Here is a 23,973-nt window from a genome sequence, read left to right on the forward strand (position 1 = left end):
GCCCCTCAGCCCTCGCCGTCGGCGTCGGCGGTCGTCGCCGGCGGGCCCTGGACCTCCGGGACCACGGCCTGCAGCTCGGCGAGACTGATCGCCCCGTCACGCACCACCCGCGGCAGCTCGCGGGTGCAGTCGACGATGGTCGACGGGGCCGTGGTCTCACGCGTACCGTCGTCCAGGTAGATGCTGACCGCCTCGCCCAGCATCTCCCGGGCCTGGGCCACTGTGGTCGCGGCGGGGAGTCCGGTGCGGTTGGCGGAGGAGACCGCCATCGGGCCGGTCTGGGTCAGCAGATCCAGGGCCAGGTCGTCAGCCGGCATCCGCAGCGCCACAGTCCCCCGGGTCTCCCCCAGGTCCCAGGCCAACGAGGGCTGGGCCTGCAGGATCAGCGTCAGCGCGCCCGGCCAGAAGGCTTCCGCGAGTCGATGGGCGGCCTCCGGGACCTCAGCGGCCAGGGCGGCCATGACGGCCTGCTCTCCGATGAGCACCGGCGGGGGCATGGTCCTGTTCCGTCCCTTGGCGGCGAGCAGGATGCTCACAGCCTGGGGGGAGAAGGCGTCCACACCGATGCCGTAGACGGTGTCCGTGGGGAGGACGACGCAATCACCGCGCTGGACGGCATCGACAGCCGCGGCGATGCCTGCGGAACGGGACTCGAGGTCATCACAGTCGAGAATCTGGCTCACGCGCGTCATTCTCCCATGTCTGGGCCAGCTGCCGGGTGGTGCTGACCTGCTGTGTCTGGCTGCGCCCTCTGCGTGTCCGCTCCCTCGGCAGAGGTGGGCGCGCGGCGTCGTCGGACCGCGCTGGTGGCACGGTCGCGTCCGGTCAGATCCTGATGCGTGGCCACCTGCCCGAAACCCGCGTCCGCGGAGAGTCGGGCGGCCAGCGCAACGGCCTGGACCTCCGCATGCTCGATGACCAGACGGCCGCCGTCACGCAGCAGCCGGGCGGCCGCCTCCACGACGGCCACAGGCATCTGCAGTCCGTCCGCTCCCCCGCCGTAGAGGGCCAGCTCCGGATCATGGTCGCGGACTTCAGCCTCGGTGGGCACCATCCCCGGCGGGATGTAGGGCGGATTCGAGACGACGACGTCGAAGCTGTCCTCCCACTCCTGAGGCACCGTGCGCAGATCCTGCCGATGCAGGGTGGCGCCGAAGGGCGTGAGGTTCAGCTCAGCCCACGCGGCGGCCTGCTCACAGAGCTCCACCGCATGGACCTCGGCAGCCGGATGTTCGGCCGCGACGGCCGCCGCCAGCGCCCCGGATCCGGTGCCCAGATCGATGACACGGGGCCGGGCCGATGACCCGGCGGACAGGTGATCCAGCACAACCTGGGCGACTTGCTCGGTCTCCGGACGCGGAATGAACACCCCCGGTCCGACGCGCAGCTCCAGACTCCGGAAGGGTGCCACCCCGGTCAGGTGCTGCAACGGCACCCGCCGCGCCCGCTCGTCGACCAGCGTCTCGTACCGCTCAGCCACGGCGACGTCGACCGAGGCACCGGCCAGTGCCCGCGCCGCGGCCCGCCCCCGCCCCTCTCCGAGCACATGGGCCAGCAGCAGTTCGGCGTCCGCACGCGGCGAGGGCACCTCGGCGGAGCTCAGCCGCCGCACGGCCTCCCGCAGCAGCGTGCTGAGCTCGACCTGCGTGGTCCCTGCCCGGCCGCTCATGGCTGCGGGGCCTCGGCCAACGCGGCGAGCCGCTCCTGCTCATCCAGCTGCAGGCAGGACTGCACGACGGCTTCGAGGTCGCCGTTCATGACCACGTCCAGGTTGTAGGCCTTGTAGCCGGTCCGGTGGTCCGCGATGCGGTTCTCCGGATAGTTGTATGTGCGGATGCGCTCCGAGCGGTCCATTGTGCGCACCTGGGAACGGCGGGCCTGGGAGTTCTCGGCGTCGATCTGTTCCTGCTGGTGGGCCAGCAGCCGGGAACGGAGCACACGCATGGCGGCGTCCTTGTTCTGCAGCTGCGACTTCTCGTTCTGCATCGCCACCACGATGCCGGTGGGCAGGTGGGTGATCCGTACGGCCGAATCGGTGGTGTTCACACTCTGTCCTCCCGGCCCGGAGGATCGGTAGACGTCGATCTTCACGTCGTTCTGGTGGATCTCGATCTCTTCGGGCTCCTCCACCTCGGGAAGCACCAGCACCCCGGCGGCGGAGGTATGGATCCGCCCCTGGGACTCGGTCTCCGGAACACGCTGGACCCGATGCACGCCGCCTTCGAACTTCAGGTGTGCATACACCCCCTCGGCCGGGTCGGTCGCCCCGGATCGGATGGACATCTGGACGTCCTTGTACCCTCCCAGATCAGACGGGGTGGAGGAGATGATCTCAGTCTTCCAGCCCTTCGACTCGGCGTACCGGGTGTACATGCGGAGCAGATCGCCGGCGAACAGCGCAGCCTCGTCCCCACCGGCGCCGCCCTTGACCTCGATGATGACGTCCCGGGCGTCGTTCTCGTCCCGTGGGATGAGCATGCGCAGCAGCCGGTCCGCCGCGGCCTCGAGCTGATCGCGCAGCTGATCGGCCTCGTCGGCGAAGTCCTCGTCCTCGGCGGCGAGTTCCTCGGCCGCCTCGAGGTCCTCGGTGAGTCGGGCCCATCGACGATGCGCCTCGACGACGCCGTTGAGTCGGGCATAGCGGCGCCCCAGCCGACGCGCGAGCGCCTGGTCGGCGTGGACGTCAGGATCGGAGAGCCGAGTCTGCAGCTCGGCGTGCTCGGCCAACAGGGTGTCGACCGAATCGAACATGCGTTTCTCGATCAGCGGGTCTGGGGCTGTCATGGGTCGGGGACCTTCTTCTGCGGGTGTCGGGACGGGGCGGCACTTCTCGAGGCGACGACGGCGCCGGGAGAGGGCGGCTGTGCGTCCCCTCCCGGCGCCGTCGATCGTCGTCGAGCCGCTAGTCCTTCTTGTTCTTGTCCCCCAGCGTGGTCTTGTTGGCCAGCATCAGGAACTCCGCGTTGGAGCTGGTCTCCTTGAGCTTGTTGATGAGCAGCTCCAGGCCCTGCTGCTGTTCCAGGCCGGAGAGCACCCGACGCAGCTTCCACATGATCTTGATCTCGTCACCGGAGAGCAGGTTCTCCTCGCGGCGCGTGGACGAGGCGTTGACATCCACCGCCGGGAAGATGCGGCGGTCGGCGAGGTGCCGGGACAGCCGCAGCTCCATGTTGCCGGTGCCCTTGAACTCCTCGAAGATGACCTCGTCCATCTTGGATCCGGTCTCCACTAGCGCAGTGGCCAGGATGGTCAGCGAGCCCCCGTTCTCGATGTTCCGTGCCGCTCCGAAGAAGCGCTTCGGCGGGTAGAGGGCGTTGGCGTCGACACCGCCGGAGAGGATCCGGCCGGAGGCCGGAGCCGCGGTGTTGTAGGCCCGGCCCAGACGCGTCATGGAGTCCAGCAGCACGACGACGTCCTTGCCCAGCTCCACCAGCCGCTTGGCGCGCTCGATCGCAAGCTCCGCGACGGTCGTGTGGTCGTCGGCCGGACGGTCGAAGGTCGAGGCGATGACCTCGCCGTCGACGGTGCGCTGCATGTCGGTGACCTCTTCAGGGCGCTCGTCGACCAGCACCATCATGAGATGGACCTCAGGGTTGTTGGTCTTGATGGCACGGGCCAGGGACTGCAGGATCATCGTCTTGCCCGCCTTGGGCGGGGAGACGATGAGCCCGCGCTGCCCCTTGCCGATGGGGGCGAGGAGGTCGATGACGCGCGGGCTGACGTTCGCCGGGTCGCCTTCCAGGCGGAGGCGCTCCTGCGGGTACAGGGGAACCAGTTTGCCGAAGTCCACCCGGTCGGCGCTGGACTCGGCCGGTCGGCCGTTGACCGACTCCAACTTCACCAGGGCGTTGAACTTCTGGCGCTTGTTCTGGTTCTCCCCGTCGCGCGGGGCGCGAATGTGGCCGTGGACGGCATCGCCCTTGCGCAGCTTGTACCGCTTGACCTGGGCCAACGAGACATAGACGTCGTTCTGGCCGGGCAGGTAGCCGGAGGTCCGGATGAACGCGTAGTTGTCCAGGACGTCGAGGATGCCCGCCACCGGCACCAGGACGTCGTCCTCGGTGACCTCGGTGTCGTCCACCTCGGGGTTCTGCCGTCCTCGACGACGATTCCCTCGCTCGTTGCGGTTGCGATTGCGGCGGTTGCGGCCGCCGTCACGACCACCATCACGACCGCCGTCACGACCACCATCACGACCGCCGTCACGACCACCGTCACGACCACCGCGACCCTCGTTCTGACCCTTCTGACCGTCGCGCTGGCCGTCCTTCTGACCGTCGCGCTGACCGTCCTTCTGGCCGCCGCGCTGACCGTCCTTCTGGCCGCCGCGCTGACCGTCCTTCTGGCCGCCGCGCTGGCCGTCCTTCTGGCCGTCCTTCTGACCGCCGCGCTCGTCCTTCTGGGGCTGGTCCTCGCCGCCTCCACGGCGTCCACGCCCCTTGGGCTGGTCCTGTTTGGGCGACTCGCCGCCCCGGCTCTCGTCCTGACCCTCGGACTTGCCCTCGGACTTGCCCATGTCTCCGCCGTCAGCCCGACCGTCCTGGCCGCCCCGTCCCGAGCCGCCGTCCTGGCCGGGCCCCTTTCCAGAGTCCTTGCCGGAACCCTTTCCGGAGCCCTTTCCAGAGCCCTTGCCGGAGTCCTGCGGGCCGCCCTGGGAGGAGTCCGTGCCCGGGCCCTTCTCAGAGTCCTTCTTGGCCCGCTCCGCGCGGTCGGCCACGGCACCGCCCCGCTGGTGGGCCGAGATGGCCTCCACTAGCGCGGACTTGCGCATCCGAGAGCTTCCGGTGATCCCCAGCTGCTGGGCGAGGGCCTGGAGCTGGGCGAGCTTGAGGCCAGCGAGTCCGCTGGCCTTGCCGTCGTCAGCGGCGTCGCCCGTCTCCTCTGCCTTCTCCGTCGGCTTGGAGCCGGCAGCCTTCCTCGATGTGGCCTTCTTCTGCGTCGACGCCGAGGTCTCGGCGGTCGCGGCGGCGGAAGTCTGCGTCGAGCCGCTCGTCTCGGCGGCCTCGGTTCCCTGAGCCTGAGCGGTCTCAGTGGTGATGTCTGTCACGAAGGATTCCTTCCCCCTCGTCAGGCAGGGGCGGCGCGGGGCGTCTCGGTGCAGAGGTGGTCTGCGCGATGAGGCGGTCCGACGCCGTCGTCCTGCAGCGTGTCTTCAACGGCTCCTCAGATGGCCGTCGGCCTGTTCGTCCACTTCCACGCGTCCACAGTCAGGAGAGTCTCTCTGATGGCTCCGGAACGTCATGCTGACTTCACACGGCGCGTCCTGATCCGGACCGAGGCCCGAAGACTGGACATGATGCGCGCATGGGAGCAAGCGACTCGCGCGGAAGAAGTGCGATGATCGTCCACAGGACCTGTGATGATGTCCTGATGATGGTGCGGGGTGCTGAACACGGGAGAACCTGCTGCGACTGGTCGTCGCATGGTCTCCGACCCAGAGCACACCGCCTCGATCACCGCGGGTACTCCTCCACTGTAGCACCTGTGGGGCTGATCGCCAGGATCGCCGGTCTCCACGTGTCGCCGGAGAACCTGGCGTGGGCGGCGACGTGCGTCTCTGCCTCCCGGGCGGCCTGATCGCCCTCGACGAGCACGAGCACCGAGGGGCCAGCCCCGGAGATCATGGCCGCGTGGCCCGCCGCCCGCAACGAGTCCACCAGAGCCATCGACGGTGCGAAGGCGCCGCGCCGCTGCTCCTGGTGGAGCCTGTCCTCCGTGGCGGCGAGCAGCAGCTCAGGTGCCGTGGTCAGCGCATGGACCAGCAGCCCGGTCCGCGCCGAGTTTGCTGCGGCCACCGCATGCGGAACAGTCTCCGGCAGGACGCCACGGGCCTCGGCGGTGGACTGTTCGACATCCGGAACGGCGAGCACGGTGCGCAGCCGCTCATGCGGCACCAGTGCGGTGCTCCGGAACGTCTGCCCCTCCTGCCAGGACAGCGCCACCCCTCCTCGCAGCGCCGGCACGTAGTTGTCCGGGTGCCCTTCGATGCGTGAGCCGATCTGCAGCTGCTCGTCGGCGGAGAGTCCGTCAGGCAGCAGCGTGTCAGCGACGACGACCGCGGAGGCCACGGCAGCCGCCGAGGACCCCAGTCCTCGGCTGTGCGGGATGTGGTTCTGGGCGGTGACCTGAAGATCAGGGATCCGATACCCCCTCTCGGCCAGGATGCGGGTGACCAGCGAGATCACCAGATGGGAGGCGTCCCGGGGCAGCGAGGCGGCCCCCTCTCCTTCCACCACCACAGAGATTCGGGGCTGCTCCGCGGCGCGCCGCGGTGACGCGACCACATCGATGACGTCGTGCAGCTGCAGGGCCAGGCCCATGCAGTCATAACCCGGCCCGAGGTTCGCCGAGGTGGCCGGCACTCGGAGCCGGAAGGCACGCGGCACTTCGAGGACCTCCGCGAGGTCCTCCCGCGAGTCATTCTGACCTGCCAGGGGCTCCTCCGCACGGGTTCCCGATTCCCACACGGCCCGCGTCCTCGTCCGCCCCGTCACTCGTCCCGGATCCTGCGCGGCCCCGCTGTCCACGCTCACAGCCCCAGCTGAGCTGCGACGGTCTCCACGTCCTGGGGAAGGCGCGTGGGGGCGACATCGCTCCCGTCAGCGTTCTTCAGCGCCCAGTCAGGGTCCTTCAGGCCATGACCGGTCACCGTGATGACGACCTGCAGTCCGACCGGCACCTCACCGGCGGCATGCTTGCGGATCAGCCCGGCCACTCCGGCGGCCGAGGCAGGCTCGACGAACACGCCCTCCTTGGACGACAGCCACCGGTGGGCGGCGAGGATCTCCTCGTCGGTGACGGACTCGATCACACCCCCGGACTCGTCCCGGGCCGCCTCAGCCTTCTCCCAGGAGGCCGGGTTGCCGATACGGATCGCCGTAGCGACCGTGTCCGGCTCGGTGATCGGGTGTCCGGAGACGATGGGGGCCGCACCGGCGGCCTGGAAGCCCCACATCATCGGGGTACGGGTGGCCTGGGGAGCCAGCGGCTCGGCGTCCTGACCATGCTGCGGATTCGTCCAGGTGGAGGCGTACTCCTGGTAGCCCTTCCAGTACGCCGTGATGTTCCCGGCGTTGCCCACCGGCAGCAGGTGCAGGTCCGGGGCGTCGCCCAGGGCATCGACCACCTCGAAGGCGCCGGTCTTCTGCCCCTCGATGCGGGAGGGGTTCACGGAGTTCACCAGGAACACCGGATAGGATTCCGCCAGCTTGCGGGCCACGTCGAGACAGCCGTCGAAGTTGCCGTCGATCTGGATGAGCTCGGCGCCGTGGGCCACGGCCTGGCTGAGCTTGCCCATGGCGATCTTGCCCGCCGGCACCAGCACGGCACAGGTCAGACCCGCCTGGGTGGCGTAGGCCGCGGCGGAGGCCGAGGTGTTACCGGTGGAGGCGCAGACGACCGCCTGGGCCCCCTCGGCCACAGCGGCGGTGATGGCCATCGTCATGCCGCGGTCCTTGAAGGAGCCGGTGGGGTTCATCCCCTCGACCTTCAGATGGACCTCCCCGTCGATGAGCTCTGACAGCGCCGGAGCATGCACCAGCGGGGTTCCGCCCTCCCCCAGGGTGATGATGCGGGTGTCGTCATCGACCGGCAGGCGGTCGGCGTACTCGCGGATCACTCCGCGCCACTGGTGCGCCACGGCGTTGCTCTCCTGTTCCTGAGGATCTGACAGATGGTGATCGGAGCCGCCCTTGGGGGCAGGGTCATGGCAGAACTACTGCTCGATCTCGACGCGCAGCACCGAGGTGACTGCGCGCACGACGTCGAGGGCCTTCAGCGTGGCGACCGTCTCTGCCAGGGACTTCTCCTGCGCGGGGTGAGTGACCACCTGCAGCACGGCGCCGTTCTCATGCTCCGTGTCGACCTCGCCGTCGACGGAGACGATGCCCGGCTGGCGCATGGCCTCGATGGAGACGTGGTGGTCGGCGAAGACCCTAGCGATCTCCGCGATCACGCCCTCTTCGTCGGCGACCTCCATGTCGATGTAGTACTGGGTTCGGGCCTTCTCGATGGGAAGCGCCGGCACGGCCTCCGTCGGCACGGACGGCTCCAGGGCCGTGGTGCCCTGGCGCAGCAGGCGCGCGGCGGAGACGAGGTCCCCCAGCACCGCGGAGGAGGTGGGCAGGCCGCCGGCCCCCTGCCCGTAGAACATCAGCTCCCCGGCGTTCTCGGCCACCACGAACACGGCATTGAAGGCGCCCCGCACGCTGGCCAGTGGGTGCGTCCGCGGCAACAGGGTCGGGTGGACCCGAAGCACAGCACCCTCTCCCTCGAAGGTCTCCGCGATCGCGAGCAGCTTGATGACGTAGCCGGAGGCCGCGGCGGCCTCGATGTCCGCCGCGGAGACGGCGGTGATGCCCTCGCAGTGGACATCGTCGATGGTGAACGGGGCGTGGAAGGCCAGCGTGCCCAGGATCGCGGCCTTGGCGGCGGCGTCATGGCCTTCGACGTCGGCGGTCGGGTCAGACTCCGCGTAGCCGAGACGCTGGGCCTCGGTCAGCGCGTCCTCGAAGGCCGCGCCGGTGGTGTCCATCTGGTCCAGGATGTAGTTGGTGGTGCCGTTGACGATGCCCATCACCTTGGTGATGCGGTCACCGGAGAGGGACTCCTGGATCGGCCGCAGGATCGGGATGGCTCCACCTACGGAGGCCTCGTAGTGCAGCGGCGCACCGGTCTCGGCGGCGATCGCGGAGAGTTCACCGCCACGGACGGCCAGCAGGGCCTTGTTGCCGGTGACGACGGCTGCTCCGCGGCGCAGCGCCCGCTCGATCAGCGCACCGGCGGGCTCGAGGCCTCCCAGCAGCTCGACGACCAGGTCGGCCTGGTCCACCAGCGCCTCGGCGTCGGTGGTCAGCAGCTCGCCGGGGATCCGCCAGTCACGCGGAGCCTCGACGTCGCGGACGGCGACGCCGATCAGCCGGACCGGGGACCCGACCCGAGCGCTGATCAGATCCCGCTCCTCCACCAGAGTCCGTGCCACCTGGGCGCCGACGTTGCCTGCTCCGAGCAGGCCGATCGTCAGCGGTTCTGCGGCGCTAGCGTTGGCCATGGTCACCCCGTTCTCTCTGCGGTCGTGGTCAGGTCGTCATCAGGGGCTGCCCTCGTCTCGAGCATCTCGTGCCTGACCGGCCGTGCGGACGCGGGCCGAGTCACGGCACTCACGGACCGGACAGATAGCCGGTGTCGCGGCCGAGCATCTGCTCCTCGGTCTCGCGGCGGATGAGCACCTGAGAGGCTCCGTCCGCCACCGCGACCACGGCAGGTCGGGTCAGACAGTTGTAGTTGCTCGAGAGCGAATGGCAGTAGGCACCGGTCGCGGGGACCGCGAGAAGATCGTCCCGCGCCGTCGTCGTCGGCAAGTATACGTCCCGGACCACGATGTCTCCGGATTCACAGTGTTTGCCCACTATGCGAGACAGCACGTGCTCGCCGGTGACCTTCCGCCCGGCGAGCACTGCGGAATAGTCGGCGTCGTAGAGCACACCGCGTGCATTGTCGCTCATACCCCCGTCGACGGCGACGTACCGGCGCGACAAGGCCTCCCCCGCGGGCCCGTCCACCTGGACGTCCTTCTGCACGCCCACTCGGTAGAGCGTCACTCCGGCTGGACCGACGATCGCTCGCCCGGGCTCGATGGAGATCCGCGGGACCGCGATGCCCACCTCTGAGCAGGCCGTACGCACCGCCTGGGCCAGCGCCTGGGCGATCTGCCGGGGGTGCCGGGGCGCGTCGGCCTCCGTGTACGCGATGCCGTGACCACCGCCCAGGTCCAGCTCGGGCAGCTCCGCGCCATGGACTGCCCGGATCCGGCCCAGCAGGCTGATGAGTTTGACGGCGGCGACCTCGAAGCCCTCCGGCTCGAAGATCTGGGAGCCGATGTGACAGTGCAGTCCGCGCAGGTCGAGATGTTCGGCCGCCAGCGCCCGTTCCACCGCAGTCCAGGCCGGAGACCCGAAGAACGGGTTCCCCCCGGCGTGCTGCTCCACCTCCTGGGCGGGGGAAGGCGTCAGAGAGAGTCCGAACTTCTGGTCCTCGTGCGCCGTGGCGATGTATTCGTGGGTGGAGGCGTGCACGCCGGGGGTCAGCCGCAGCATCACCGGGGCCGAGACGCCGGCGGCGGCGGCGAGCTGCTCGATGCGCTCCAGCTCCTCGAGGGAGTCAGCGATGAGGCGACCGACGCCTGCCTCCAGGGCCCGACGGATCTCCTCGTCGGACTTGTTGTTGCCGTGCAGACCGATCCGTTCCGCCGGGACGCCGCCGGCCAGGGCGAGGGCCAGCTCACCTCCGGAGGCGGTGTCCACACAGAGCCCCTCCTCCGCGGCCCAGCCGGCGACGTGGGTGCTCAGGAAGGCTTTGCCGGCGTAGAAGACGTCGACGGCGGCCTCCGGCGCGAAGGCCTCCGTGAAGGCCTCGCGGAACGCACGGGCCCGGGCGCGGAAGTCCGCCTCGCTGATCACGTAGAGCGGAGTGCCGTGCTGGGCGACGAGGCTGACGACGTCGACGCCGCCGATCACCAGGCGGCCCTGGGCGTCGCGGTGAGTGTCCGTCGGCAGGAGCTTCTCCTCAAGCGCGGCGGAGTCCGTCAACGGGCTCAGCCACCCGGGGGCGAGCGGGTGTGCCTGGGCAGTCGACATGGCCAACGAGCTCACATCCTCTCCGGCGCCGAGACGCCGAGCAGCGCCAGGCCGTTGCGCAGCACCTGGGCGGTGGCGTCGTTGAGCCACAGCCGTGTGCGGTTGGTCTCGGTGATCTCCTCGCCAGCGCGCGGGACCATCCGGCAGGCGGCATACCAGGAGTGGTAGGCGGCCGCGACCGTCTCCAGGTGGCGGGCCACCCGATGGGGCTCCCGCATCTCGGCCGCACGGGCCACCACGGAGGGGAACTTCCCGAGGTGGGCCAACAGCTCCTCCTCGGTGGCATGGGAGAGCAGTGCGGCGTCGAAGCCGCTGCGGTCCACTCCAGCCTGGACGGCGTTCCGCGCCGCGGCGCAGGCCCGGGCATGAGCGTACTGGACGTAGAAGACCGGGTTGTCGTTGGTCTTCGAGCGCAGCAGATCCGGGTCGATGTCGATCGGCGAGTCCGCCGGATAGCGGGCCAGGGTGTAGCGCAGCCCGTCGGCCCCCAGCCAGGAGATCAGATCCGCCAGCTCGATGATGTTGCCGGCCCGTTTGGAGAGCTTGGCTCCCCGGACGCTCATCAGCTGGCCGATGAGCACCTCGATGTTGCGCTCGGGATCGTCGCCGGCGCAGGCGGCGATGGCCTTCAGCCGGGCTACGTAGCCGTGGTGATCCGCGCCGAGCAGGTAGATCTTCTCGTCGAAGCCACGTTCCCGCTTGGAGAGGTAGTAGGCGGCATCGGCGGCGAAGTAGGTGGGTTCGCCGTCGGCCTTGAACAGCACGCGGTCCTTGTCATCACCGAAGTCGGTGGTGCGCAGCCACACGGCGCCGTCCCGGTCCTCGATGTGTCCCTGTTCGCGCAGGGTCTCGACTGCCGCGGCCACTTTGCCCTCGTCGTGGAGCGACTGTTCGGAATAGTAGACATCGAAGTGGACTCCGAACTGGGCCAGAGTGTCCTTGATCTGTCCGAGCTGTGCCTGGTAGGCGAGTTCGCGGACGACAGGCAGGGCCTCGTCCCGGGGAAGCTCCGCCAGGTCGGAGCGCGCGGCGAGCGCTTCCTCGGCCAGTTCCTTGGTGTACTCACCGGGATAGCCGCCCTCGGGGACGCCCTCATCGTGGATCCGCGCCAGCACGGAGGCCGCGAAGACGTTCATCTGGTTGCCGGCGTCGTTGATGTAGTACTCGCTGGTGACCTCGGCACCGGAGGCCCGCAGCAGGCGGGACAGGGCATCGCCCAGGGCCGCCCAGCGGGTGTGGCCCAGATGCAGCGGCCCCGTGGGGTTCGCCGAGACGAACTCCAGGTTGATCACGTGCCCGGCGAGCGCGCCATTGTGGCCGAAGGAGTCGCCGGTCTCCACGATGGTACGCGCGAGCTGACCGGCGGCCGCAGCGTCGAGGGTGATGTTGATGAACCCAGGTCCGGCGATCTCCACCCCCGCGATGCCCTCGGCCTCACGGAGCCGCGCGGCGAGGAGTTCGGCCAGCTGCCGCGGCGCCATGCCGGCCTGCTTGGCCAGCTGCAGAGCAACCGTGGAGGCCCAGTCGCCGTGGTCTCGACTCTTGGGTCGCTCGACGATGACCGTCTCAGGGATCTCGACGGTCAGTTCACCGGCCTCGACGGCCTCGGAGAGCACACGGGTCACAGCTGAGGAGAGTTCTTCGGGAGTCACTCGGACAGTCTACGGCGGCGGCGCCGAAGCCTGAAAGTGAGGCATCAGCCGCCCACCGGGTCGCCAGGTCTTGACGGCCGAGGCGGCACCACCTAACGTACAACCTGATGGTTATATATCCGTCGTCCGACCCCCTCGCCGCCGCCTCCCTGAGTGAAGGCGACGTCGACCGGATCTTCCGCGCACTGGCCGATGCCACCCGGCGCGACATCATCCGCCGCACCCTCGTGAAGGAGGAGAGCATCTCTGCCCTGGCGACGGCCTATGACATGTCTTTCGCCGCCGTCCAGAAGCATGTCACCGCCCTGGCCGCCGCAGGACTGGTGAACAAACAGACCCGAGGCCGGGAGCGACTCGTGCGCGCCCGCCCCGAGACCCTCCGACACGCCCAGTCCCTGCTGCGCCGCTACGAGGGCCTCTGGCGCGATCGCGTCACACGACTCGACGACCTGCTGGCCGAGGACTGACCTCTCAGGAAGATCACATCATGCCCCTCACCTCAGTCGAGAAGGATTACGACGCTCTGACCATGACCGTCACCGCAGACTTTCCCGTGCCGCGACGCCGCCTGTGGGACGCCTACGCCGACCCCCGCCAGCTCGAGCGGTTCTGGGGGCCTCCCGAGTGGCCCGCCACCTTCACCCGACACGACATGTTCCCCGGGGGCCGCTCCGCCTATGTGATGACCGGACCCGAGGGGGAAACGTCCGCCGGATGGTTCGAGTTTCTGGCGGTGACACCTCCGCACTCCTTCGAGGTCCTCGACGGCTTCGCCGGTCTGGACGGGAAGCCCGACCGCGACATGCCCACGATGCGGATGGTCTTGACCTTCAACGAGACCGCCGGAGGTTCACAGGTGGTCATCCAGACCTTCTTCAACTCTGCCGACGAACTGGAGCAGCTGCTCGGCATGGGCATGGAGGACGGCCTGCGCTCCGCACTGGGGCAGGCTGACGAGGTCCTGCGCAAAGCCGTGGCACACTCCCCCACGCGCTCCCAGCTGCTCAACGACACGCAGGTCCGCATCAGTCGGGTCCTTGCAGGCCCCGTGGAGGAGATCTGGCGGGCCCACCGACGCGCCGAGCTGCTGCAGCGTTGGATGCTCGGTCCGGAGGGGTGGACGATGCTGGTCTGCGAGCCGGCCGAGAACACCGGAGACACCTACCGCTTCGCATGGGAGTCCGCCGACGGCGAGCAGCGCTTCGGCGTCACCGGGGAGCTGCTGGAGACCCACCCACCTCACCGCGAGGTCGCAAGCGAACAGATGATCGGCATCCACGGCGCCGGTGCCACCAACGAGCTGACCCTGACCGCGATGGAGCACGGGACGCTGCTCAGCCTGGTGATCACCTATCCGGACAAGGCGCTGCGCGACACGACACTGGAGACCGGCATGGTCGACGGCATAGAGGCCAGCTACGCGCGCCTGGAGGCCGAAGTGCTCACCCGACCCTGAACCCCGGAGCCGCCCCAGGCGGGCCGCACCCTTGACATGGACGTCCATCGTTGTAACCTGAGTCACATTCCAACGTTGTACACGAGGATGTCGGACGGCTCACCGACCGACCCCTGACCCACAGATGAGGAGAACCTGTGACTCTCCGGAACACCCTCCGGACTGCGGCGGCGACCACGCTCGCCGCTGCCCTGACCCTCACCCTGGCACCGGCGTCCTCTGCGACGCCGCCCGGCCCTAACCTGCCGGACCTGCCGGAGTCGCCGCCTTTCACCGAGGTCGAGGTCCACGATCCCGCCCTGGTCACCGCCGATGACGAGCACTGGGTCTTCGGCTCTCACCTGGCCTCCGCCAAGACCGAGGATTTCATCGCGTGGGAGCAGACCGCGAACCACGTCACCCCGGAGAACCCCCTCTTCGAGGACGTCACCGTCGAGCTCGCCGAGACGTTCGAATGGGCCGAGTCCGACACCCTGTGGGCCCCCGACGTGATCCAGCTGCCGGACGGCCGCTTCGCCATGTACTACAACGCCTGCCGCGGCGACTCACCACGATCCGCCATGGGCGTGGCCATCGCCGACGACGTGGGCGGGCCCTATGAGGATCACGGCATCATCCTGCGCTCCGGGCATCGCGACGGCGAGGGCCCCAGCGAGGACGGGACCCCGTATGACGGCACCATCCATCCCAACGTGGTGGACCCGGACATCTTCTATGACGAGCACGGCCAGCTGTGGATGGTCTACGGCTCCTACTCTGGAGGCATCTTCCTCCTGGAGCTCGACGAGAGCACCGGCCTGCCGATGCCGGACCAGGGATACGGCACGCATCTGATGGGTGGCAACCACAGCCGGATCGAAGCGCCCCACATGATGTTCGACGCCGACACCGGCTACTACTATCTGTTCACCACCTTCGGTGGCCTCGACGCCGACGGCGGCTACAACATGCGCGTGGCCCGCGCCGAGGAACCGACCGGCCCGTACTACGACGCCGAGGGCAACGACATGCGTCAGGTGAAGTCGGATCCGGCGCTGCCGATCTTCGACGACGCCAGCATCGAGCCGTACGGCACCAAACTCATGGGAAACTTCCTCTTCCAGCGTGAACTCGGCGACCCCGGCGAGGGCGCAGGAGTCGGCTACGTCTCCCCCGGCCACAACACCAGCCACCTGGACCCCGAGACGGGCCGGATGCACCTGATCTTCCACTCCCGCTTCCCCGGCCAGGGCGAGCGTCACCACGTGCGCACCCACGAGATGCATATGAACACCCAGGACTGGCCCGTGGTGGCCCCCTACCGGTACGCCGGCGCCGAGGCGCAGAGGGTGCATCGCCCCCATGCCGTGGGGGACTACCGGCTCATCGACCACGGCAAGACCATCAGCGACGAGATCACCGAGGCCGTGGACATCACCTTGGAGCGGAACGGCCGCATCAGCGGCGATCTGGAGGGGCGCTGGAGGCTCACCGGGCACCACGACGCCGAGCTGACCATCGGCGGCGATTCCTACCACGGCGTGTTCACCTATGAATGGGACCCCACCACCTCCGACTGGGTGCTCAGCTTCAGCGTGCTCTCTTCCGCGGGGGTCAGCCTCTGGGGCAGCCAGCTGGAGCCGATGAGCGACGAGGCGGTCGTCGCCGCGATCCGCGAGGAGCTGCCGCTGCACGGTACCGACGCGGTGCTCTCCCACCTCGATCTGCCCCAGCACGGAAGCCGCGGGGCACAGATCGCCTGGACCAGCAGCGACGAGTCGACCATCACCGCCGACGGCGACGTCACCCGGCCCTCCCCCGGAGCGGCAGATGCCGACGTCACGCTTCGTGCGGAGATCACCCTGGGCGAGCACATCGAGACCGCAGACTTCGACGTCGTCGTGCCGGCCCGCCCTGCACCCGGCCTGGTGGCGCACTACAGCTTCGACGGCGATCTCTCCTCCACCGACGGCACCCAGGAAGACGGCATGGTCACCGGCGATCGGATCGATCACCTGCGCCCGCACGAGCAGGCGAGCTTTGTCCCTGGCATCAACGGACAGGCCCTTCACATGGACGGGGGCTCGGGCGTCCGCCTGCCGGACGGACTGATCACCGATGCCGACTACGCCGTCAGCTTCTGGGTGAAGCCGGAGTCGGTGTCCACCTACACCACCACGTTCTTCGGCGCCCGGTCGGAGACCGCCTGGGTGAGCCTGGTGCCGGATGCCGGGCCCGATGCCGGGGGCCACACCGCCCTGTGGTCCGGTTCGGCCCAGCCCTACCTCGGTGCAGCTGGAACACAGCTGCCGGTCGACGAGTGGACCCATGTCGCCTTCTCTGTGGAGGGCGGGAGCGCGAAGGTCCACTTCGACGGCGACGTCGTCCATTCTGGCGAAGACTTCCCCGAGGTGTTCTCCACCGCTGACGGAGTGTTCGCCCTCGGAGTCAACTGGTGGGACACCCCGTTCCAGGGCTCGATCGACGACCTGCACGTCTTCCACGGCGGCCTCGACGCCGAGGATGTGGCGGAACTGGCCGCACGCTGAGCTGAGGAGTTCGGCACGGATCGCTGTCCGCGCCAGGGGCGGTCGACTCGTCAGAGTCGACCGCCCCTGCCTGGTTGGGATGATGGGCCAGACGAGCTGTTACCACCCCGGCATCGTGGCCCACGCCTCGGCCGGTGACGGCGGCGTCCGGATGGACATCCCCCACGTCGGCCACGGACCGGGGCCGGACTGACGTTCACCCGGACCGGGCCGTCGGGTGCGCCGACTGGCTCAGCGGAGCACCACGGTCTTGCTGCCGTGGAGGATGACCCGACCCTCCGCATGCCAGCGCACAGCATCGGAGAGCGCCTTGCATTCGGTGTCACGACCCGCGGCCACCAGATCGTCCGGACCGTGGGTATGGTCTACGTCGACCACCTGCTGGGCGATGATGGGGCCCTCGTCGAGCTCGCTGTTGACGTAGTGGGCCGTGGCCCCGACCGTCTTCACGCCACGTTCGTAGGCCTGGTGGTAGGGCTTCGCCCCCTTGAAGCTGGGCAGGAAGGAATGGTGGATGTTGATCACCCGCCCTTCCATCCGTGTGGCCAGGGAGTCGCTGAGGATCTGCATGTACCGGGCGAGGACCACCAGGTCGATCGACATGCGGTCCACCAGGTCCAGCAGCTCCTGCTCGGCCTGCGGCTTGGTCTCTGGGGTGACCGGGATGTGGAAGAACGGGATCCCGTGCCATTCGACCAGTCGCTGATGGTCCGGATGGTTGGACACCACCGCGACGATCTCGATCGGCAGCTCCCCCTTCCGGGTCCGGAAGAGCAGATCATTGAGGCAGTGCTCGAACTTCGAGACCATCACCAGCACGCGTGGCTTGGCATCAGCGGCACGCAGAGACCAGTTCATGTCGAAGCGCTCCGCCACCGGGCGCAGCGACTCCTCCACGGCGCTCAGCGCGGACGCCGACGAGGTGGATGTCCCGCCGTCGGAGAACTCAGCCCGCGCACGCAGGAAGAAATGCCCGGCCCGGGGATCGTTGAACTGTGCGAGCTCCATGATGTTGCAGCCATGCTCCAGCAGGACCTCACTCACGGCATGGACGATCCCCAGGGTGGAGGGACAGTCCAGGGTCAGGATCATGCCTCGGTCGTCTGCCATGCGGCCTCCTCATCCTCGTCATCGGTCAGCGTGATCGAGGCATCGGGCGTCAGGGCACGATGCTCTCGGGTGGCGTCCAGCAGCCACCACGCGGTGTACTCGGCGAAGGAGGCCCGAGGCAGGATCCACCAGGTCTCCTCTCCGGTGCGCCACAGCAGGACCGCCGTGGGTCCGAGTGTCGTGGTCACGGCCGCGCCGGTCGGGAACATCCGCGGATGCAGATCCACCGGCGACCCCTTCTCGAGCACGTCCCGGGCGGCTGTGCCGGCGATCTCGACGACCGTCCTGTTCGCCGAGAGATCCACCACCTGGCCCGGCTCCTCGGCCAGCGCGTCCTGCAGCCGGACGATGAGCTCCGAGCCGTCCGGCGGGGCGACGACGAGGAATTCGTCGGGCCCCAGCCAGAGCACGGCGACGTCGTCGGCATCGCCGGCCACCTCACCGACCCGCTCCGGCAGACCGACGCCGAGGGCTGCGCCCAAGGCACGATGGGCGGCCGTTCCGGGCACTGCGCGCAGGCCCACCTGAGTGGTGAACGGCCGTTCCGCCAGACGGATCGTGGAGGCGTCAGAGGCGGATGCCTCTTCGAGGCGCGGCTGCAGGTGCTCCAGCGGCGAACGCCTCAGCTCGGTGGGACCGTGGGTGAGCAGCAGGTCAGCCATCACGGCGGCTCCCTTCAGGGTCGTAGAGGACGGTGGAGGAGACGGTGACTTCGACGGGCCGGTCGTCGACGACGGCGTGCAAGGTGTCACCGATGCGGCCGCGCCCGTTCCTGATCAGGGCGAGCCCGAAGGTACGTCCCAGTGCGGCGGACTCGTAGGAGGAGGTGACCCACCCTTCCATGGGCACCGGCGGAGCGCTCAGCTCGGCCGTCGCGTCCACGAGCTGGGCGCCTTCGGGCAGGCGCAGGGTGGTGTCGACCGGCAGCACCGAGACCAGATGTTTGCGGTCAGCGCGCCGGGTGTCAGGACGCTCGAAGGACCGTCGGCCGATGAAGTCCTTGCGTTTCGAGACCACCCAGTCCATGCCCGCATCCTGCGGGGTGACGGTGCCGTCGGTGTCCTGACCGACGATGATGAAGCCCTTCTCCGCCCGGAGCACGTGCATCGTCTCGGTGCCGTACGGCGTGATCCCGTACGGCTCGCCGGCGGCGGCGACGTCCTCCCAGACCTGCAGCCCGTACCAGGAGGCCACGTTGATCTCGAAGGCCAGCTCCCCGGAGAACGAGATCCGACAGACTCGCGCGGGGATTCCGGAGGCCAACACCGTCTCCCGGAATCCCATGAACTCGAAGCCCTCGGCAGAGACGTCCAGGTCCGGGGCCAGAGCAGCGATGACATCCCGAGAACGCGGCCCGACGACGGCGACCGTCGCGTACTGCTCGGTCACCGAGGTGCAGGTCACGTCGAGTTCGGGCCACTCGGTCTGCAGCCACTCCTCCAACCAGTCCAGCACGCCGGCGGCACCTCCGGTGGTGGTGGTCATCAGGTACCGGTCCTCGTCCAGCCGCAGTGAGACGCCGTCGTCGAAGATCATCCCGTCCTCACCGCACATGACCCCGTAGCGGGCCTTGCCGGGGGCCAGTTTCTTGAACGCGTTGGTGTAGATACGGTTGAGGAACTCGCCGGCGTCGGCGCCGCGGATCTCGATCTTGCCCAGCGTGGTGGCGTCCATGAAGGCCACCGATTCCCGGGCGGCGGCACATTCGCGCAGCACGGCCTGATCCATGGTCTCGCCCTCACGGGGGAAGTACCAGGGGCGCTTCCACTGACCGACGTCCTCGAACTCGGCCCCCTGCGCCACGTGCCAGGAGTGCATCGGGGTGACCCGTGCCGGGTCGAAGAGCTCTCCGCGGCGTGTGCCGGCCAGCGCGGCGAACGCCACCGGCGTGTAGGGCGGCCGGTACGCGGTCAGTCCGATGCCCTCCGGGTTCTCTCTGCCGAGCAGCCGCGCAAGGGTGCCCACCAGCGCCGCGCTGCTGGTCTTCCCCTGGTCATGGGCCGTGGAGATCGAGGTGTAGCGTTTGACATGCTCCACCGAACGCATCCCGGCACCCGTGGAGCGCATGACGTCGGCGACGGTCTGGTCGCGCTGGAAGTCGACGAAGTGGTTCCGGTAGGCCTCCCGGTCCTCCCCATCCAGCGCCGGCACGAGCCAGACCGGCCGCGCCGGGGCGGTCTCCTCGACAGGGGCCTGCGGAATCGACGGGTCCCGGAGGAAGCCGACGTCCGCGGCGGCCGCCGCCCCGGCCTGTGCGCCGTCGGCCAGGGCTCCGGCGAGGTCGAGACGGCCCTCCACGCCGCCGGCGGTCCGCTGTCCGGGCACCGGGGAAGCCGGGACGAAGGCCGCCAACGACTCCTCCCAACGGATCCTCCCCTGACGCTGGGTATGCAGGTGGATCGCCGGGGAGAAGCCTCCGGAGAGCGCGAGCACGTCGGTCTCCACACGCTGGGTGACGCCGGTCAGCGTCCCGTCCTCGGCGAGGGGGCTGATCGTCACCGCGCGCAGCAGGCCCTCCTCGTCCCCCTCGGTGGCGGCGACCACCGAGCCGGAGTGCACCGGCACCCCGGCCTCCTGTGCCCGAGCCGCTCGCGGGGAGAGCTCCGGGCGGGAGTCGACGACGGCGAGGACCTCTCCCCCGACGCGCCTCAGGTCGTCGACGAGGTCGTAGGCCTGATCCCCGGTGGTCGCGATCACCGTCCGGTCCCCGACGAGCACTCCGTAGCGGTGCAGGTATCGCTGCACCGCGCCGGCGAGCATGATGCCGGGGCGGTCGTTGTCGGCGAAGACCAGGTGGCGCTCGTGGGCGCCGGTGGCCAGCACCACCTGCCCAGCGCGGATGTGCCAGACACGTTCACGCGAGACCCCGTCCCCGGGGGGCTGCGCCAGGTGGGCGGTCCGCCGCTGCACGGCCACCAGGTAGTTGGCGTCGTAGTTGCCCAGCACGGTGGTCCGCTGCAGGTGGACGGCCTCCGGATGGTCTCGCAGCTCACCCTCCACCCCACGGATCCAGGACCGGGCGGGCTGGCCGTCGATCTGCGCGTCGGGCCGGGAGTCGAGGCTCCCTCCGGCCTCGGGCTGCTCGTCGAGGAGCATCACCCGCGCACCGGATCGGGCGGCCTCGCGGGCCGCCGCCAGGCCTGCCGGTCCGGCGCCGACGACGAGCACGTCGGTGTGCACATGCTTGTGGTCATAGTAGGCCTCATCGGGACTCGGGTCGAGGCGACCGAGCCCGGAGAGCAGTCTGACCTCCATCCCGTCGATGAGCTCGACGGTCGGGGCGGAGAGCATCGACTCCTGCACCTGGCCCGGGTGCGGGGAACGCACGGCGAGCAGCCCGTTGGGCTCTTCGACACCGGCCGCCATGAGGCCGCGCGGCCGTCCCCGGTATATCGAGTCCCCGACCCGGAGCCTGCCGGAGGCCAGCAGGGCGCTGGCCACAGTGTCACCCTGGGCACCGGCGAGCTCAGCGCCGCCGACGACCAGGCGGCGTGGCCGAGTCGGTTCGATCCGGGCGTGGGGCGAGGCCCCTGCGGGGACCCGTCGGGGTGTCGCCGTCATAGGTGTCCTCCTTCGGACGTCGTGGACTCGGCCGAGCGTGCGTGTGGGGATTGTGGGCCGATCGGCTCCACAGACCGAACCTCGTAGGTGATCGTGTTCCGCACCGCGTTGAACCATTTCCGGCAGCCGGCGGAATGGACCCAGCGCTCGGCGAACAGGCCCTTGGGGTTGTCCCGGTAGAAGAGGTAGCGGGCCCAGGCGGCATCGTCGAGGGCCTGGGGATCCTCCGGGCGGGAGACGTGGGCCTGGCCCCCGTAGGAGAACTCTGTCTCGTTGCGTGGCCCGCAGTGAGGGCAGGGGATCAGCATCATGGTAGGACCTCTTCGGGGGCGGGGTCAGTGGGCGACGCCGGCGGCGCCGTGCTCGTCGATGAGGAAGCCGGTCTCGAAGCGTTCCAGGGAGAACGGCACATTGAGCGGATGCGGCTCATCATGGGCGATGGTGTGGGCGAAGGTGTAGCCCGAGGCGGGGGTGCCTTTGAACCCTCCTGTGCCCCAGCCGCAGTTCACGTAGAGCTGGTCGATCGGCGTCTTCGAGATGATCGGGGAGGCGTCGAGCGTCGTGTCGACGACACCGCCCCAGGTGCGCAGCACATGGGCACGGCCGAAGAGGGGAAACAGCTCCACAGCGGCGGCCATCTGATCCTCGATCACGTGGAATCCGCCTCGCTGGCCGTAGCCGACATACTGATCGATGCCCGCACCCAGCACCAGCTCTCCCTTATGTGCCTGGGAGACGTAGACGTGGACGTGGTTGGACATCACCACCGTGGGGTGGACCGGTTCGAAGAGCTCGGAGACCAGCGCCTGCAGCGGATGGGACTGGATCGGCAGACGGATCCCCGCCATCTCGGCGACCGACGAGGAGTGCCCGGCCGCGGCGAGACCGACCTTTCCTGCGTGGATGCGCCCCCGGCTGGTCTCGACGCCGGTGACCCGGTCTCCGTCGAACAGGAAGCCGGTGACTTCGCAGTTCTGGATCAGGTCGACCCCGAGCGCGGCGGCCTTCCGCGCCAGCGCCCACGCAACGTGATCGTGCTTGGCGATGCCGGCCCGTGGCTGGTACGTCGCCCCCATGACCGGGTAGCGGATGTCGTCGCCGATGTTGAGGATCGGGCAGACCTCACGGGTCTCCTCCGGGGAGAGCCACTCGGCGTCGACCCCATTGAGCCGGTTGGCCTCGACGCGCCGCCGAGACTCGCGCACGTCGCCGAGGGTGTGTGCCAGGTTCAGCACGCCGCGCTGGGAGAAGAGGAAGTCGTACTCCAGCTCGTCAGGAAGCTGCTCCCAGAGCTTCAGGGAGTGCTCATAGAGGTGGGCGCTCTCATCCCAGAGATAGTTGGAGCGGATGATCGCGGTGTTGCGGGCCATGTTCCCACCGGCCAGCCAGCCGCGTTCGACGACGGCGACGTTGGTGATCCCGTGGTGGGCCGCCAGGTAGTAGGCGGTGGCGAGGCCGTGCCCTCCCCCGCCGACGATCACCACGTCGTAGGAGGACTTCGGATCGGGATTCTCCCAGAGGAAGTCCGGGTGCTCAGGCAGCTGTTCAGCCATCAGACGACCTCCTCGACGGCCGGCTCCATACGGGGGTGCAGCGGGAATCGACCGGCCAGGGAAGCCACCCGGGCGCGCAGCTCATCGTGGTCTCTCTCGGTCAGCCGCGGGGCCAGAGCGAAGGCGATGATGTCCGCGACCTCACGGAACTCCTCGTCGCCGAAGCCTCGAGTGGCCAGCGCCGGTGTGCCGATGCGCAGTCCGGAGGAGACCATCGGGGGACGCGGGTCGAAAGGCACCGCATTGCGGTTGACCGTGATGCCGACCTGATGCAGCCGGTCCTCCGCCTCACGGCCGTCCAGCTCGGAGTGCCGCAGATCCACCAGCACCAGATGCACGTCCGTCCCTCCGCTGACCAGGCTGATGCCGGAGGCGGTGACGTCGGGTCGGCGCAGCCGTTCCGCCAGGATCTGGGCACCGTCGAGGGTCCGCTGCTGCCTGTCACGGAACTCCGGGCTGGCGGCGCTGCGGAAAGCGACCGCCTTGGCCGCGATCACGTGTTCCAGGGGCCCGCCCTGCTGGCCGGGGAAGACGGCGGAGTTGATCTTCTTGGCCAGGGAGGCCCGGGAGAGGATCACGCCGCCACGCGGTCCGCCGAGAGTCTTGTGCGTGGTGGTGGTGACCACGTCGGCGTACGGGATCGGGCTGGGGTGGAGGCCTGCGGCCACCAGACCCGCGAAGTGGGCCATGTCCACCAGCAGGTAGGCCCCGACCTCGTCCGCGATGCGGCGGAATGCCGCGAAGTCCAGCTGACGGGGGTAGGCCGACCACCCGGCGATGATCACCTGCGGACGATGTTCATGGGCCAGGCGGGCCACCTCGTCCATGTCGATCAGGTGGTCGGACTCTCCGACCTGGTAGGAGACGACGTCGTAGAGCCGACCGGAGAAGTTCAGCCGCATCCCATGGGTGAGGTGACCGCCGTGGGCGAGGTCGAGCCCCAGGATCTTCTCCCCGGGAGAGAGGAGGGCGGACAGCGCGGCGGCGTTGGCCTGGGCTCCGGAGTGCGGCTGGACGTTGGCCGCCTCCGCCCCGAAGAGCTCCTTGACCCGGTCGATGGCGATCTGCTCAATCACGTCCACATGCTCGCAGCCGCCGTAGTATCGCGCCCCGGGGTACCCCTCGGCGTACTTGTTGGTCAGCACTGAGCCCTGCGCCTCCATCACGGCCGGCGAGGTGAAGTTCTCCGAGGCGATCATCTCCAGAGTGGAGCTCTGTCGCTCCCGCTCGGCATCGATCGCCGCGGCGATGTCCGGATCGTCCTCGCGCAACGAGGAGATGGTGTCGGTCATAGGTGTCGCTCCTTCTCTGGTTCGAAATTCCTGCGGCTGCCCGCGGCTGATCGGCCCCGAGGCCTCAGCATTCGATGACGTTGACCGCCAGCCCACCCTGGGCCGTCTCCTTGTACTTCGAGGACATATCCGCACCCGTCTCACGCATCGTCACGATCACCTCGTCAAGACTGACCCGGTGCGAACC

At 69.1% G+C, this 23,973-nt stretch carries 19 protein-coding genes; 3 read left to right on the forward strand and 16 right to left on the reverse strand.

Features of this window, described 5'->3' with window-relative positions; genetic code table 11:
* Positions 1 to 5 precede the first annotated feature (5 nt).
* The 9 genes from ACYVKI_RS06205 to argS form a co-directional block, all read right to left on the reverse strand.
* Positions 6 to 692 carry an L-threonylcarbamoyladenylate synthase gene (locus tag ACYVKI_RS06205; RefSeq protein WP_460689470.1) on the reverse strand — a complete coding sequence of 229 codons (687 nt, stop codon included), beginning with the start codon at positions 690 to 692 and terminating at the stop codon, positions 6 to 8.
* Positions 689 to 1,669, reverse strand: a complete 981-nt coding sequence (prmC, locus tag ACYVKI_RS06210) for a peptide chain release factor N(5)-glutamine methyltransferase (RefSeq protein WP_460689471.1) — start codon at positions 1,667 to 1,669, stop codon at positions 689 to 691. Before prmC ends, ACYVKI_RS06205 begins: the two co-directional genes overlap by 4 nt.
* On the reverse strand, positions 1,666 to 2,751 hold the full coding sequence (gene prfA, locus ACYVKI_RS06215; protein WP_460689493.1) for a peptide chain release factor 1: 1,086 nt from the start codon (positions 2,749 to 2,751) through the stop codon (positions 1,666 to 1,668). The genes prmC and prfA overlap by 4 nt, the downstream gene beginning before the upstream one ends.
* Before the next feature lie 151 nt (positions 2,752 to 2,902).
* Entirely contained in the window at positions 2,903 to 5,047 is a 2,145-nt protein-coding gene (rho, locus tag ACYVKI_RS06220; RefSeq protein WP_460689472.1) for a transcription termination factor Rho, read from the reverse strand.
* A 406-nt stretch (positions 5,048 to 5,453) separates the two neighbouring features.
* On the reverse strand, positions 5,454 to 6,467 hold the full coding sequence (gene thrB, locus ACYVKI_RS06225) for a homoserine kinase (protein WP_460689473.1): 1,014 nt from the start codon (positions 6,465 to 6,467) through the stop codon (positions 5,454 to 5,456).
* 62 nt (positions 6,468 to 6,529) lie between these two features.
* Entirely contained in the window at positions 6,530 to 7,639 is a 1,110-nt protein-coding gene (gene thrC / locus ACYVKI_RS06230; RefSeq protein ID WP_460689474.1) for a threonine synthase, read from the reverse strand.
* Positions 7,640 to 7,714: 75 nt separating this feature from the next.
* The gene (locus ACYVKI_RS06235) at positions 7,715 to 9,049 is read right to left on the reverse strand and encodes a homoserine dehydrogenase (protein WP_460689475.1); all 1,335 of its coding nucleotides are present in this window, start codon (positions 9,047 to 9,049) and stop codon (positions 7,715 to 7,717) included.
* A 109-nt stretch (positions 9,050 to 9,158) separates the two neighbouring features.
* On the reverse strand, positions 9,159 to 10,634 hold the full coding sequence (gene lysA, locus ACYVKI_RS06240) for a diaminopimelate decarboxylase (RefSeq protein WP_460689476.1): 1,476 nt from the start codon (positions 10,632 to 10,634) through the stop codon (positions 9,159 to 9,161).
* 11 nt (positions 10,635 to 10,645) lie between these two features.
* The gene (gene argS / locus ACYVKI_RS06245) at positions 10,646 to 12,286 is read right to left on the reverse strand and encodes an arginine--tRNA ligase (RefSeq protein WP_460689477.1); all 1,641 of its coding nucleotides are present in this window, start codon (positions 12,284 to 12,286) and stop codon (positions 10,646 to 10,648) included.
* A 107-nt stretch (positions 12,287 to 12,393) separates the two neighbouring features.
* Here argS and ACYVKI_RS06250 point away from each other — a divergent pair, with 107 nt between their 5' ends.
* The 3 genes from ACYVKI_RS06250 (at position 12,394) to ACYVKI_RS06260 (ending at position 16,270) form a co-directional block, all read left to right on the forward strand.
* The gene (locus ACYVKI_RS06250) at positions 12,394 to 12,753 is read left to right on the forward strand and encodes an ArsR/SmtB family transcription factor (RefSeq protein ID WP_460689478.1); all 360 of its coding nucleotides are present in this window, start codon (positions 12,394 to 12,396) and stop codon (positions 12,751 to 12,753) included.
* A 20-nt stretch (positions 12,754 to 12,773) separates the two neighbouring features.
* On the forward strand, positions 12,774 to 13,742 hold the full coding sequence (locus tag ACYVKI_RS06255; protein WP_460689479.1) for an SRPBCC family protein: 969 nt from the start codon (positions 12,774 to 12,776) through the stop codon (positions 13,740 to 13,742).
* 137 nt (positions 13,743 to 13,879) lie between these two features.
* Positions 13,880 to 16,270, forward strand: coding sequence for a LamG-like jellyroll fold domain-containing protein (locus tag ACYVKI_RS06260; RefSeq protein ID WP_460689480.1), 2,391 nt, complete (start codon positions 13,880 to 13,882; stop codon positions 16,268 to 16,270).
* A 231-nt stretch (positions 16,271 to 16,501) separates the two neighbouring features.
* Here the strand turns inward: ACYVKI_RS06260 and purU are convergent, their stop codons facing one another.
* The 7 genes from purU to ACYVKI_RS06295 form a co-directional block, all read right to left on the reverse strand.
* Complete coding sequence (gene purU / locus ACYVKI_RS06265) at positions 16,502 to 17,380, reverse strand: formyltetrahydrofolate deformylase (protein WP_460689481.1); 879 nt, start codon at positions 17,378 to 17,380, stop codon at positions 16,502 to 16,504.
* Positions 17,359 to 18,042 (reverse strand): sarcosine oxidase subunit gamma, encoded by a 684-nt coding sequence (locus ACYVKI_RS06270; protein WP_460689482.1) that lies wholly within the window; start codon positions 18,040 to 18,042, stop codon positions 17,359 to 17,361. Before ACYVKI_RS06270 ends, purU begins: the two co-directional genes overlap by 22 nt.
* Positions 18,035 to 20,941 carry a sarcosine oxidase subunit alpha family protein gene (locus ACYVKI_RS06275; RefSeq protein WP_460689483.1) on the reverse strand — a complete coding sequence of 969 codons (2,907 nt, stop codon included), beginning with the start codon at positions 20,939 to 20,941 and terminating at the stop codon, positions 18,035 to 18,037. Before ACYVKI_RS06275 ends, ACYVKI_RS06270 begins: the two co-directional genes overlap by 8 nt.
* A complete protein-coding gene (locus ACYVKI_RS06280) occupies positions 20,938 to 21,252 on the reverse strand; it encodes a sarcosine oxidase subunit delta (protein WP_460689484.1) in 315 nt (104 codons plus the stop codon). The genes ACYVKI_RS06275 and ACYVKI_RS06280 overlap by 4 nt, the downstream gene beginning before the upstream one ends.
* Positions 21,253 to 21,276: 24 nt before the next feature.
* Entirely contained in the window at positions 21,277 to 22,494 is a 1,218-nt protein-coding gene (locus tag ACYVKI_RS06285) for a sarcosine oxidase subunit beta family protein (RefSeq protein WP_460689485.1), read from the reverse strand.
* Positions 22,494 to 23,786, reverse strand: a complete 1,293-nt coding sequence (gene glyA / locus ACYVKI_RS06290; protein WP_460689486.1) for a serine hydroxymethyltransferase — start codon at positions 23,784 to 23,786, stop codon at positions 22,494 to 22,496. Before glyA ends, ACYVKI_RS06285 begins: the two co-directional genes overlap by 1 nt.
* A 64-nt stretch (positions 23,787 to 23,850) precedes the next feature.
* Positions 23,851 to 23,973, reverse strand: a 123-nt coding sequence (locus tag ACYVKI_RS06295; protein ID WP_460689494.1) for an L-serine ammonia-lyase, iron-sulfur-dependent, subunit alpha, incomplete at its 5' end; no start/stop codon positions are given.

It is taken from the genome of Nesterenkonia suensis, assembly GCF_054782935.1.

Coding starts and splice junctions, on each gene's coding strand:
- ACYVKI_RS06255 (WP_460689479.1), top strand. CDS start 12,774: ATGCCCCTCACCTCAGTCGAGAAGGATTACGACGCTCTGACCATGACC.
- ACYVKI_RS06275 (WP_460689483.1), bottom strand. CDS start 20,941: ATGACGGCGACACCCCGACGGGTCCCCGCAGGGGCCTCGCCCCACGCC.
- prfA (WP_460689493.1), bottom strand. CDS start 2,751: ATGTTCGATTCGGTCGACACCCTGTTGGCCGAGCACGCCGAGCTGCAG.
- ACYVKI_RS06270 (WP_460689482.1), bottom strand. CDS start 18,042: ATGGCTGACCTGCTGCTCACCCACGGTCCCACCGAGCTGAGGCGTTCG.
- lysA (WP_460689476.1), bottom strand. CDS start 10,634: ATGTCGACTGCCCAGGCACACCCGCTCGCCCCCGGGTGGCTGAGCCCG.
- purU (WP_460689481.1), bottom strand. CDS start 17,380: ATGGCAGACGACCGAGGCATGATCCTGACCCTGGACTGTCCCTCCACC.
- glyA (WP_460689486.1), bottom strand. CDS start 23,786: ATGACCGACACCATCTCCTCGTTGCGCGAGGACGATCCGGACATCGCC.
- ACYVKI_RS06235 (WP_460689475.1), bottom strand. CDS start 9,049: ATGGCCAACGCTAGCGCCGCAGAACCGCTGACGATCGGCCTGCTCGGA.
- ACYVKI_RS06250 (WP_460689478.1), top strand. CDS start 12,394: ATGGTTATATATCCGTCGTCCGACCCCCTCGCCGCCGCCTCCCTGAGT.
- ACYVKI_RS06205 (WP_460689470.1), bottom strand. CDS start 692: ATGACGCGCGTGAGCCAGATTCTCGACTGTGATGACCTCGAGTCCCGT.
- ACYVKI_RS06280 (WP_460689484.1), bottom strand. CDS start 21,252: ATGATGCTGATCCCCTGCCCTCACTGCGGGCCACGCAACGAGACAGAG.
- prmC (WP_460689471.1), bottom strand. CDS start 1,669: ATGAGCGGCCGGGCAGGGACCACGCAGGTCGAGCTCAGCACGCTGCTG.
- ACYVKI_RS06285 (WP_460689485.1), bottom strand. CDS start 22,494: ATGGCTGAACAGCTGCCTGAGCACCCGGACTTCCTCTGGGAGAATCCC.